Raw genomic sequence first — 12,116 nt, 5'->3', positions numbered from 1 at the left:
TGTGACCTGCGTCACACCGCGTGCGGCCGTGCGTGCAGGCTCGCGAGGCCCTGCCCGACGGTTCAGCCCCGCGCGGTCTTCAGCTTCGTCACGAGCCGCCTCACCCGCGGGTGCTCGAACAGGTCGTCCAGCAGCACCGGCACACCGTTCGAGTCGGTGAGCGGGATCTGCCAGTTCGGGTACTCCGTGAACGTGCCCGGCTGGTTCTGCGTACGCATGTCCCCCACCAGGTCCGTCACCGCGATCGCACTGAGCAGCGCCGGCGTGTTCAGCACGAGCGTGTGCATGCCCGCCAGGATGTCCTCGTCGCTGTGCTCGATCGGCAGCCACCCTCGCTCGTCCAGATAGCGGGTCAGGTCGGCGACCTCCCGACGGCCCCGCTCGCGCTGCTCCTCGACGTCGCCGACGATCAGTCCCAGCGATTCCGGCACGTCCAGATCGGTGCCCGCCAGGTACGACGCGGTGGGCGGGTGGTCATGGGTCGTCACCGCGACCAGCACGTCGGACCTGTAGTCCTCCGGCGCCAGAGGGTGACCGTCGCGCCACTCGAAGCGCTGGACCACGGTGCCCAGGAGGCCCCGCTCGTTCAGATACGCCATCACCCACGGCTCGACAGTGCCGAGGTCCTCGCCGATGACGATCGCACCTGCACGCTGCGCCTCGAGCGCGACGATCCCGATCAGCGCCTCATGATCCACGTTCACGTACGCGCCGTCATCAGCACGGTGACCATCCGGGACCCACCACTGCCGGAACAGGCCCAGCACGTGATCGATCCTCAGCGCACCCGCGCTCGACACGGCCGCACGCACGAGGTCGCGGAACGGCATGTACGCAGACGCCTCGAGCGCCCGCGGATTCCACGGAGGCAACGCCCAGTTCTGGCCCATCTGGTTGAACGCGTCCGGAGGGGCACCGATCGCGACGCCCCGCGCGAGCACCGACTGCAGCGCCCACGAGTCGGCGCCCTCAGGGTGCACGCCGACGGCGAGATCCGTCATGACGCCGATCATCATGCCCGCCTCGCGCGCACGGACCTGGGCGTTCGCGAGCTGCTCCTGTGCGATCCACTGGAGCCACGCGTAGAACATCACCCGATCCGGGTGCTGCTCGCGCCACTGCGAGACCTCGGCCGAGTGCGGCTTGGCCATCTCGTCCGGCCACGGCACGCCCCTGTGCGCCTCCGCGAGCGCGCACCACGTGGCGAAGTCCTCCAGCGCACGCCCCTCACGCAGGCAGTAGGCCTCGAACTGCGCATCGCGGCCCACCGAGCGGGACGCCTTGAACACGTGCTCCAGGGCGGCCTTCTTCGCGCGCCACGCGCTGTCCCTGTCGAGCAGCGCATCGGTGCCGTTGACGCGACGCGGCCGCTCCGACTCCCACTCGAGCACCGCGCGCTGCTGACTCGGCAGGTACGCGACCTCCGGGATGTCCTCCACACGGATGTACATGGGGTTCAGATAGCGCCGGGACGACGGGCTGTACGGGGAGTTCGAGATCGGCGGCACGGGCTCGGCAGCGTGCAGAGGGTTCACGAGCACGAAGTCCGCGCCAGCGCGCACCTTCGCGAGGGCGCACAGGTCGCCCAGGTCCGCGAAGTCGCCCAGTCCCCACGAGCGCGACGACCGCACCGAGTAGAGCTGCGTATGCAGGCCGTAGGGCCGCGCCTCCCGCACCTCCTGCGGGATCTCCACGCGCTGAGGGGTCACGACCACCCAGCCCTTGCCCTTCATGCCCGTGGTCCTGCCCTCGAGACGGTGCCAGCCGAGCGGCAGGTCGCCGGGCACGCGGAACGACGCCCGACCGATCTCCCGCTCGCCGACCGAGCGCGGAGGAAGGTAGATGTCCAACTGCTCGAGCTCTCGCACCTCGCCCGACTCGAGCGTGAGGAAGGACGACGCCGGCTCGCCGTGCGGGACGTGCACCGGCACCACGGCCTCCTGGCCCTGACGCACCACCGTGATCGCCGGCACCAGCCGCTCCCAGCGCAGATCCTCAAGCCGGTTGAGCGCGTCCGCGCACCGATGGTCGTCGGAGCCGTCCACCCCCATGGCCGCAAGCACCTTGCGGATCGCCGCCGCCGACGACGTCTTGTGCTCACCCGACGCCGCCGTGTACTCGAGTGCCACGCCACAGGCGCGCGCGAGGTCCTGGAGTGCCGGCGAAGGGCTCTCGTGGTCTGGGGCGCCGGAATCGCTCACATCGTCCATACTGCCACCGCACGTCCCCGCTGGGGAGGTCGCCGCACCCGACGCGCCGCACAGAATGCCTGGTCGGGGCCCACGAGTCGGCCGCGCGCTGAGGCGTCGCTACTGTAGAACCGTGCTGATCTCCGGAATGTCCTCGCTTGCCTCGACGGCGACCGCAGCGTCGGTCGACCCGACTCCCAACCCTTCCCCCAGCCTTCCCGGCTCCGGACAGGTGAATCGCCTGTCCGAGTACTTCGACGACATCTTCGGGTCCGGGTTCGGTCCGCTCGCCTTCATCGGCGTGATCATCCTCGTGGCGATCATCCTGTGGTCGATCGGTCGCTGGGTCATCAAGGTCGTGACCCAGTCGATCGAGGACGGGCTCCCCGTCACCGAGCGTCGTGCACGAGCCGCCCTCAAGAAGGCGCGCATCTCGGTCGCCGAGGACACTCTCGACTCCCGGCTCGAGCGCGAACGGCGCAGGCAGCGGGCCAAGACGATCCGACTCGTGCTGAACTCCACGTGGGCGGTCCTCATCATCACGACCACGGTGCTGATCGTGCTCGGCGAGGTCGGCATCTCCATCGCGCCCCTGCTCGCCTCCGCCGGAATCGTCGGCGTGGCGCTCGGTTTCGGCGCGCAGTCGCTCGTGAAGGACCTCATCGCGGGAGTCTTCATGCTGGTCGAGGACCAGTACGGCGTCGGCGACATCATCGACGTGGGCGAGGCCTCCGGAGTGGTCGAGGAGATCGGGCTGCGCTCCGTCCGACTCCGCTCGATCGACGGCACCATGTGGTACGTCCCCAACGGCAACATCACCCGCGTCGGCAACATGACCCGCCTCTGGTCCCGCGCGATGCTCGAGGTCAAGATCGGCTACGACAGCGACGTCGAGGAGGCCCGCCAGGCCATGCTCGACGCCGTCGAGGCCGCCCGCAGCCAGGACGAGCAGGTCGACGGGTCGATCCTCTCCGAGCCGGACGTCCCCGGAATCGAATCCTTCGACTACGACTCCGTCACGCTGCGCCTGCTGATCCAGGTCCAGCCCGCCACCCAGTGGGACGTGATGCGTGCGCTCCGCCGCGAGATCCGTCGCGAGTTCGCGGACCGCGGCATCCAGATGGCGCTCCCGCACCAGGGATTCAAGCTCGACCGCCCCTCCCCCGACACGCTGCGCGAGCACACCGCCGAGACGCACGCCGACCCCGCGTCGCACCCCGGCAAGGGTGAGACGACGCGCGGCGGATCCGTGGTCCGCGGCGACCAGGGCGCGGAGGGCGACGAGTGAGCGAGAGCGGCGCGCCGACGCCCGGCATGTCCGTCGGCGCAGGTCCGACGCAGGCCGAGGGTCAGAGCTTCTTCGACGCCATCGGGGGCCATGAGACGTTCGAGGCGATCGTCCGCAGGTTCTACGAGGGCGTGAAGGACGACGACATCCTCGCGCCCATGTACCCCGAGCACGACATGGACGGCGCCGTCTGGCGCCTCACCGCGTTCCTCGAGCAGTACTGGGGCGGACCCACCACCTACTCGGAGCAGCGCGGGCACCCCCGGCTGCGCATGCGGCACCAGCCCTTCCACGTGAACCCCGAGGCGAGGGACCGGTGGCTGCTCCACATGCGCGCCGCAGTCTCGGAAGCGAACCTCGCTCCCCTGCACTCGGCGACGCTGCTCGACTACCTCGAGCGCGCCGCCCACTCGATGGTGAACACGTTCGAGGAGACCCCGCGCGGCTGAGACGCCCCGCGCTGAAGCTCGCCGGACCGGAAACCTTCGGCACCTGCGGATAGTCTCGGACCCATGACTCACTCCACCGACACGTGGGCCGAGGCGGCGGTCGCCTCCGGTCTCGCCGCACTGGACCTGCACCGCGACGGCGACACCAGCTTCACCGGACAGTCCCTGCCCATGCCTGGGGGCCGCGTCTTCGGCGGCCAGGTGCTCGGCCAGGCCATCATGGCCGCCGGCCTCACCGTCGACGAGGACCGCCCGGTCCACTCCATGCACGGGTACTTCCTGCGCCCCGGCGACGCCTCCAAGCCGATCGACTTCGAGGTGGAGGTGCTGCGCGACGGACGCTCGTTCTCCGCGCGACGCACCCACGCGATCCAGGAGGGCGTGCCGATCCTGTCGATGATCGCGTCGTTCCAGCTGGACCAGGACGGCCCCGAGCACCAGGTCACGATGCCCGAGGTCCCCGCGCCCGGCGACCTTCCGTCCGGCGTCGACTTCTTCCGGCCCCTCGCCGGCCACCCCACAGCCGACTTCTGGCTCGAGCGCGCACCCTTCGACGTGCGCCAGGTCGAGGGCCCGATCTTCCTCAAGCCCGACTCGCAGCCCCGCGCCTACCAGTCCACCTGGGTGCGCGCCCGCACCGCCGTCGACGTCTCCGACCTCACCCACCGCGCGCTGCTCGCCTTCGCCTCGGACCAGATCATCCTCGAACCGATCCTGCGCCGCCATGGTGCGTCGTGGGCCACCCGAGACATCTCGTTCGCGAGCCTCGACCACGCGATGTGGTGGCACCGTCCGGCCCGTGCCGACGAGTGGCTGCTCTACGTCCAGGACGCTCCGACGGCCCAGGGAGGCCGCGGGCTCGCCGGCGCGTGGGTCTTCGCCGAGGACGGAAGACTCGTCGCTACCGTCGCCCAGGAGGGCATGGTCCGCATGTGACCTGCCAGGGGTGACACCCGGTTTTGCTCCCGATATACCAGGCGATATCCCGGGTCACACGCTCCCCTCGGAACAGTCACAACTTGGTAACGGAATTGATTCGCCTTCTTCTCGGTTGCTACGGTCGTTAAGGATCCGTGGCGTGGGCCTGTCTCTGAGATGGGCTCCCACGGGTCAATGAAACCCAGGTCCGCGGGCCGAGACTCCCCTGTCTCGGGACGTATGGCACTGCGTGTCCGGCGCCGCCACCCGGCGAGTGCCGCACGGGATCGTGCGGGCGCATCAGCGTCCCGATCCAGACGCGAGTGCCCGGACCGCGAGGAGACTCCTCCGCGTCTTCGTGCGCGGACATATGAGGACGAATCTGTGAACGACAGCATCGCCCTGCGAGCTGAGGGACTGTTCAAGGTCTTCGGCAAGCATGCTGACCAAGCCGTGTCGCGACTGCGCAACGGCACCGACCGCACCGAGCTCGGCTCGGGCACGACCGCAGCCGTGATCGACGCCTCCTTCGAGGTCAAGCGCGGCGAGATCTTCGTCGTCATGGGCCTGTCCGGCTCTGGCAAGTCGACGCTGATCCGCATGCTCAACGGCCTGCACGACGTGACCTCGGGCACCGTCGAGATCGGCGATGACACCATCACCGACATCCCGGCGAAGAAGCTCCGCGACATCCGCCGCAAGCGCGTGTCGATGGTCTTCCAGCACTTCGCGCTGCTCCCCCACCGCACCGTGCTCGACAACGTCGCCTACGGTCTTGAGATCCAGGGCATGACGAAGGCCGACCGCGAGGCCAAGGCCCGCGAGGTCACCGAGATCGTCGGCCTCGGCGGCTGGGAGGAGAAGCTTCCCAGCGAGCTCTCCGGCGGAATGCAGCAGCGTGTCGGCCTCGCCCGCGCGCTCGCCGCGGACACCGATGTGCTCCTCATGGACGAGGCGTTCTCCGCGCTCGACCCGCTGATCCGCCGCGAGATGCAGGAGCAGCTCCTCGAGCTCCAGTCCTCGCTCGGCAAGACCATCATCTTCATCACGCACGACCTGAACGAGGCCATGTTCCTCGGCGACCGCATCGCAGTCATGCGCGACGGCCGCATCGTGCAGATCGGCACCCCTGAGGACATCCTCACGGACCCGGCGAACGACTACGTCGAGCAGTTCGTCGCCGACGTGGACCGCACCCGCGTCCTCACGGCCGAGTCCGTCATGCGCAAGCCGCGCGCGTCGGTCTACCCGACGTCCGGCCCCCACACCGCGCTCAAGATCATGCGCGACGAGCAGCTCAGCGCCATCTACGTGACCAAGCGCGACCGCACGCTCGTCGGCTGGATCACCGACCGCGCCGCGCTGGACCTGGTCCGCAAGGGTGTCACGAGCCTCGAGAGCATCATCAGCGAGGACCACGGCGCCGTGTCCAAGGACACCTCGCTCGCCGACCTCTTCATCCCCGTCGTCGAGTCGCAGCTGCCGCTCGCCGTCACCGACGACCGCGGACGCCTCGTCGGCGTCATCCCCCGCGTGACCCTCCTCTCCGCCCTCGGCGGCGAGGCCGACGGCGCGATCCAGGCCGGCGCACGGCCTGACCCGCTGCCCACCGACGTGGTCGACCAGGCCCTGGAGGCCGCCGTCGACTCAGGTTCCATCGACGCGAAGGAGGTGCAGTGATGGATTTCCGCATCCCCTTCGGTGCATGGGTTGAGACTGCAGTGGACTGGGTCGAGGCGAACCTCGACTGGCTCCTCACCTTCCTCGGCGACCTGTGGACCATGCTCTACGACGCCGTCGGCTACGTCTTCAGCACCCCGCCGGCGATCGCCGTCATCGTCGTGCTCGCCCTGCTCGCACTTCTCGCACGCGGATGGAGGTTCGCCGTCGGCACCGCACTCGGCCTCACCTTCATCATCGGCGTGGACCAGTGGGAGAACGCCATGGACTCCCTGTCCCTGGTGATCGTCGCCGCGTTCCTCGCCCTCCTGCTCGGCATCCCGCTGGGCATCTGGGCCGCGCGCAACAAGCACGTCTCCAACATCGTGAAGCCCATCATGGACTTCCTGCAGACGATGCCCGCATTCGTCTACCTGATCCCCGCGATCGCCTTCTTCGGCGTCGGCGTGGCCCCCGGCATCTTCGCGACCGTGCTGTTCTCGATCGCGCCCGGCGTCCGCCTCACCGAGCTCGGCATCAAGGGCGTGGACAAGGAGGTCGTCGAGGCCGGCCAGGCGTTCGGCGCCTCGCCGCGACGCATCCTCCGTCAGATCCAGGTTCCGCTGGCGATGCCGTCGATCATGGCCGGCGTCAACCAGGTCATCATGCTCTCGCTGTCGATGGTCGTCATCGCCGGAATGGTCGGCGCGGGCGGACTCGGTGGCCAGGTGGCCCGTGCGGTCAGCGCGCTCGACATCGCGATCGGTGCCGAGGCCGGTATCTCCGTCGTGATCCTCGCGATCATCCTGGACCGCTTCACCGGCGCGTTCGGCATGAAGCGCGGCACGCACCTGATCCGCAAGATCAAGGAGCGCTACGCGCCGAAGGGCAACCCGGTCGAGGACCACTCGGGCAAGACCACCGAGCAGATCCTCGCCGAGAACTCCGGCAACCGCCGGCAGCCCGGACGCTGATCCCCCGGCGCACCCTGTGCGCCATCTGACACACAACACCACACAGACCTCGCGGCTTCTGAGGGAGCCGCGCGCACCCCGCCCCGACCGATGGGCGGAACCGGTGCTCACGACGTGGGGAGACACCCCTCGTTGGGAAAGGACACTCATCATGAAGATGCGCAAGTTCGCGCCTCTCGCCGTCACCGCTGCTGCGGGCCTCGTGCTCGCCGGCTGCTCCTCCTCGGAGGACACGGACACCACCGCTGCCGCCACGTCGGGCTCCGACGAGGCCATGGCCGGCGGTGAGATCACCTTCGGCGTCTTCAACGGCTGGGACGAGTCGGTTGCCTCGTCGCTGCTGTGGGAGGCCATCCTTGAGGACAAGGGCTACGACGTCACCCTCGAGTACGCGGACCCGGCCGTCACCTTCCAGGCGCTCGCCGACGGCGACTACGACCTGGTGACCGACGTCTGGCTGCCCGGCACCCACGCCTCGTACCTCGAGGAGTTCGGTGACGACATCACCGAGGTCGGCGCCTGGTTCGACAGCGCCGCCCTGACCGTCGCGGTCAACGCCGACGCCCCGATCGACTCGCTCGCCGACCTCGCCGCCAACGCGGACGAGTTCGAAAACCGCATCGTCGGCATCGAGCCGGGCGCGGGCCTCACCGCGGCCGTCGAGAACGGCATCCCGACCTACGGCCTCGAGGGCATGGACTTCATCACCTCGTCCACCCCGGCCATGCTCGCCGAGCTCGACTCCGCGATGGCGGACGGCGAGAACATCGTCGTGACGCTGTGGGAGCCGCACTGGGCCTACGGCGCCTACGACATCAAGAACCTTGAGGACCCCGAGGGCATCCTCGGTGACGCCGAGTCGATCTACACCTACTCGCGCAACGGCTTCGCGGACGAGTTCGCGGACGTGAACGAGTGGATGGCCGGCTTCACCATGGAGTCGGACCTCCTGTACGACCTTGAGAACCGCCTCAACGCGGCCTCGGGCGAGTCGGAGTACCCGGAGATCGTCGCCGAGTTCATCGCTGACAACCAGGAGTGGGTCGACTCGCTCACCGCGTAAGTCTCACTCTCGACGCTGACGCGTCGAACCTCACGAGGCCCCGGGGCATCCGCCCCGGGGCCTCGTTGCGTCCGGGTACCTGGCTGCCGCACGGTTCCGGGTCACTCACCGTCGCTTCTCGGCCTGTTCGCGCGGATCCGGGTCACTCACCGTCGCTTCTGGGCCCGTTGGCGCGGATCCGGGTCACCCACCGCCACTCCTGGGCCCGTTGGCGCGGTTGCGGGTCGCTCACCGTCGCTTTCCGGCCGCTTCGCGCGCTTCGGGGTCACTCACCGTCGCTTTCCGGCCTGTTCGCGCGCTTCCGGGTCACTCACCGCCACTCCTGAAGCAACAATGCGCGCGGGACCCTCAGTTTGGGGTGGAAGACTGCCCCTCGTGAACCGTGGGCGCATCTGGCGGGTAGCTCAGTGCCCGCCTCCCCGATCAGCGCGCGCCTCCGCTCCCCTCGCCCGGCTCATCCGTCCCAGAACCGCCGGCATCGAGTCCGTCAGACTCCTCGTCGTCAAGGTCCTTCACGCTCGGACGCAGCACCGGACCTGAGGGGTCGTCGCGATCGCGGATCTTGACCCAGAAGAAGAACACGAGCACGCCAACCATCGGCAGACCGATCGCGATCGCGGCGATGACCGGGAGCAGCCCCGGGTCGGAGGCGTCCTCGATCGTGCCGCCGCTCAACGGGACGACGTGGTGAAGCACCGACGCGAAGGCTACGTTCCCGCTCATCCGATCACCGTACTGCGAGCGCGACGAGGAAGTGCCTCCGGGAGCACTCACCTGCGCGCCCACGTGCGGCGGTGAGTGACCCGCGACACGGCTGGCGGGGGCGGAAGCGGCGGTGAGTGACCCGCGACGCGACTGGCGGGGGCGGAAGCGGCGGTGAGTGACCCGCGACGCGACTGGCGGGGGCGGAAGCGGCGGTGAGTGACCCGGAACGGTGCGAACTCGCCGCAAAGCGGCGGTGAGCGACCTGCGACACGGCTGGCGGGGGCGGAAGCGGCGGTGAGCGACCCGCAACGGTGCGAACTCGCCGCAAAGCGGCGGTGAGCGACCCGGAACGCGACTGGCATGTACCCGGAACGCACGGGAGCCCCCGGCCGTCCACGGCCGGGGGCTCCCGTCACAAGGCGGCGACAGCGTCGCCGCCGGCGCTCAGTCGCGCGTCAGCTTGCGGTACGTCACGCGGTGCGGGCGAGCCGCATCCGCGCCGAGACGCTCGACCTTGTTCTTCTCGTACGACTCGAAGTTGCCCTCGAACCAGAACCAGTTGGCAGGGTCCTCATCCGTGCCCTCGTAGGCGAGGATGTGCGTCGCCACGCGGTCCAGGAACCACCGGTCGTGGGAGACGACCACGGCGCAGCCCGGGAACTCGAGCAACGCGTTCTCGAGCGATCCGAGGGTCTCGACGTCGAGGTCGTTGGTCGGCTCGTCAAGCAGGAGCACGTTGCCGCCCTCCTTGAGCGTCAGCGCCAGGTTGAGGCGGTTGCGCTCACCGCCGGACAGCACGCCCGCGGGCTTCTGCTGGTCCGGACCCTTGAAGCCGAACGCGCTCACGTACGCACGCGAGGGCATCTCGACCTTGCCGACCTGGATGTAATCGAGGCCGTCGGACACGACCTCCCACAGCGACTTGTCGGGGTCGATGCCGCCGCGCGACTGGTCGACGTACGAGATCTGCACGGTCTCGCCGACCTTGAGGTCGCCGCCGTCGAGCGGCTCGAGGCCCACGATGGTCTTGAACAGCGTGGTCTTGCCGACGCCGTTGGGGCCGATGACGCCGACGATGCCGTTGCGCGGCAGCGTGAACGACAGGCCGTCGATGAGCTTGCGGTCGCCGAAGCCCTTCTCGAGGTTCTTCGCCTCGAGAACGATGTTGCCCAGACGGGGGCCCGGCGGGATCTGGATCTCCTCGAAGTCGAGCTTCTTGGTGCGCTCGGCCTCGGCAGCCATCTCCTCGTAGCGGTTGAGTCGCGCCTTGGACTTGGTCTGGCGACCCTTGGCGTTCTGACGCACCCACTCGAGCTCGTCCTTGAGTCGCTTGGCGAGCTTCGCGTCCTTCTTGCCCTGGACCTGGAGACGCTCCTGCTTCTTCTCGAGGTACGTCGAGTAGTTGCCCTCGTACGGGTAGAGGCGGCCGCGGTCGACCTCACAGATCCACTCGGCGACGTGGTCGAGGAAGTAGCGGTCGTGGGTCACGGCGAGCACGGCGCCGGGGTACTTGGCGAGGTGCTGCTCAAGCCACTGGACGGACTCGGCGTCGAGGTGGTTGGTGGGCTCGTCGAGCAGCAGCAGGTCGGGCTTCTCGAGCAGCAGCTTGCAGAGCGCGACACGGCGGCGCTCACCACCGGAGAGCACCTTCACATCTGCGTCGCCCGGGGGGCACTGGAGCGCGTCCATGGCCTGCTCGATCTGGGAGTCGAGGTCCCACGCGTCGGCGTTGTCCAGGTCCTCCTGGAGCGAGCCCATCTCCGCGAGCAGCTTGTCGTAGTCGGCGTCGGGGTCGGCCATCTCCTCGGAGATCGCATTGAACCGCTCGAGCTTCTCGTAGATGGCGCCCATGCCCTCGCGCACGTTGCCGAGCACGTCCTTCTCCTCGTTCAGCGGGGGCTCCTGGAGGAGGATTCCGACGCTGTAGCCGGGGGTGAGGCGCGCCTCACCGTTGGACGGCTGCTCGATGCCCGCCATGATCTTGAGGATCGTGGACTTACCGGCGCCGTTGGGCCCGACGACACCGATCTTGGCGCCCGGGTAGAAGGCCATGGTGACGTCGTCGAGGATGACCTTGTCGCCGTGCGCCTTGCGCGCCTTCTGCATGGTGTAGATGAACTCAGCCACTGATGCTCCGAGACTTGTGGGTTTCGGGCCGCGAGGGACCCGCTGTCGACGCCCCTAGCCTACGCGGGGTGCGCGGTTCGTCCGAGCCGCGCAGGGCCGCCGCCAGCGGGTCGCCCCTGGATCGCGCCTCAGCGGGCGTCGGCGAGCTCTGGCTCGACGGGTTCGGCGGGGTCGCTCTCCCACGGGTCGGAGGCGTCGAGCGCCGCGTCGTCATCCTGCGCGGGCTCGGCACCGTCGGCGCCGTCGGCGGCGTCGTCGTCCCGGGAGTGGGAGCCGGCCGACGGACCGTTCCCGTCCGCCTCTGACCCCAGGGTCGCGTCACCGATGGCTCGGGTGAACGACGCCATACCGCGCGTCAGGTCGTGACCGAGCGCGGTGGCGTCGAGCTGCAGGTCGGTTCGGGGTCCGTCGGCGGCCTCCCAGCTGTGGGTGCGAAGACGGCCGGTGACCAAGACGGGCTGGCCCTTCTTGATGGACTCGTGGGCGGTCATGGCTCCGCCGCGGAACACGCGCACGCTGAACCACTCGGTGTCTCCGTCGATCCATGCGCCTGCGTTGCGGTCGAAGCGGCGCGGGGTCGAGGCGACACGGAAGGCGCACATCCTGCCGCCGCTGGGGCCTACGTGGATCTTCGGTTCGGTGGCCACCCATCCGGTAACGGTGACTGTCAGGTCGTTCATGCGGTCCTCCTTCGGGGCCGCACGGTGCGGCCTGCGCACCAGGGTCGGCGGGTGGAGGGGTGGC

At 69.1% G+C, this 12,116-nt stretch carries 10 protein-coding genes; 6 read left to right on the top strand and 4 right to left on the bottom strand.

From position 1 onward, the window contains the following. Nucleotides 1-62: 62 nt before the first annotated feature. Complete coding sequence (gene malQ / locus QQX04_RS08220) at nucleotides 63-2,210, bottom strand: 4-alpha-glucanotransferase (protein ID WP_436968471.1); 2,148 nt, start codon at nucleotides 2,208-2,210, stop codon at nucleotides 63-65. 112 nt (nucleotides 2,211-2,322) lie between these two features. Here malQ and QQX04_RS08215 point away from each other — a divergent pair, with 112 nt between their 5' ends. The 6 genes from QQX04_RS08215 to QQX04_RS08190 all read left to right on the top strand — a co-directional run bounded on the left by QQX04_RS08215 (nucleotide 2,323) and on the right by QQX04_RS08190 (nucleotide 8,540). Then, on the top strand, nucleotides 2,323-3,477 hold the full coding sequence (locus QQX04_RS08215; protein WP_301128048.1) for a mechanosensitive ion channel family protein: 1,155 nt from the start codon (nucleotides 2,323-2,325) through the stop codon (nucleotides 3,475-3,477). Nucleotides 3,478-3,503: 26 nt separating this feature from the next. Further along, nucleotides 3,504-3,926: a globin gene (locus tag QQX04_RS08210; protein ID WP_301128228.1), complete on the top strand. Its 423-nt coding sequence runs from the start codon at nucleotides 3,504-3,506 to the stop codon at nucleotides 3,924-3,926. 63 nt (nucleotides 3,927-3,989) lie between these two features. Then, entirely contained in the window at nucleotides 3,990-4,862 is an 873-nt protein-coding gene (locus QQX04_RS08205) for an acyl-CoA thioesterase (RefSeq protein ID WP_301128046.1), read from the top strand. A gap of 366 nt (nucleotides 4,863-5,228) precedes the next feature. Next, the gene (locus tag QQX04_RS08200; RefSeq protein WP_301128045.1) at nucleotides 5,229-6,524 is read left to right on the top strand and encodes a quaternary amine ABC transporter ATP-binding protein; all 1,296 of its coding nucleotides are present in this window, start codon (nucleotides 5,229-5,231) and stop codon (nucleotides 6,522-6,524) included. Next, nucleotides 6,524-7,477 carry an ABC transporter permease gene (locus QQX04_RS08195; RefSeq protein ID WP_301128043.1) on the top strand — a complete coding sequence of 318 codons (954 nt, stop codon included), beginning with the start codon at nucleotides 6,524-6,526 and terminating at the stop codon, nucleotides 7,475-7,477. Before QQX04_RS08200 ends, QQX04_RS08195 begins: the two co-directional genes overlap by 1 nt. A gap of 151 nt (nucleotides 7,478-7,628) precedes the next feature. After that, on the top strand, nucleotides 7,629-8,540 hold the full coding sequence (locus tag QQX04_RS08190) for a glycine betaine ABC transporter substrate-binding protein (RefSeq protein ID WP_301128041.1): 912 nt from the start codon (nucleotides 7,629-7,631) through the stop codon (nucleotides 8,538-8,540). A 423-nt stretch (nucleotides 8,541-8,963) separates the two neighbouring features. Here the strand turns inward: QQX04_RS08190 and QQX04_RS08185 are convergent, their stop codons facing one another. The 3 genes from QQX04_RS08185 to QQX04_RS08175 all read right to left on the bottom strand — a co-directional run bounded on the left by QQX04_RS08185 (nucleotide 8,964) and on the right by QQX04_RS08175 (nucleotide 12,052). Beyond that, entirely contained in the window at nucleotides 8,964-9,263 is a 300-nt protein-coding gene (locus tag QQX04_RS08185) for a hypothetical protein (protein ID WP_301128039.1), read from the bottom strand. A 426-nt stretch (nucleotides 9,264-9,689) separates the two neighbouring features. Further along, nucleotides 9,690-11,372, bottom strand: coding sequence for an energy-dependent translational throttle protein EttA (gene ettA, locus QQX04_RS08180; RefSeq protein WP_301128037.1), 1,683 nt, complete (start codon nucleotides 11,370-11,372; stop codon nucleotides 9,690-9,692). A 128-nt stretch (nucleotides 11,373-11,500) separates the two neighbouring features. Then, nucleotides 11,501-12,052: a single-stranded DNA-binding protein gene (locus QQX04_RS08175; RefSeq protein ID WP_301128030.1), complete on the bottom strand. Its 552-nt coding sequence runs from the start codon at nucleotides 12,050-12,052 to the stop codon at nucleotides 11,501-11,503. Between the last annotated feature and the right edge of the window lie 64 nt (nucleotides 12,053-12,116).

The organism is Demequina zhanjiangensis, from assembly GCF_030418315.1.
GTDB lineage: Bacteria > Actinomycetota > Actinomycetes > Actinomycetales > Demequinaceae > Demequina > Demequina zhanjiangensis.
Note: the sequence above shows the minus strand (reverse complement) of the source record. Positions and strands in the feature narration are given on the sequence as shown.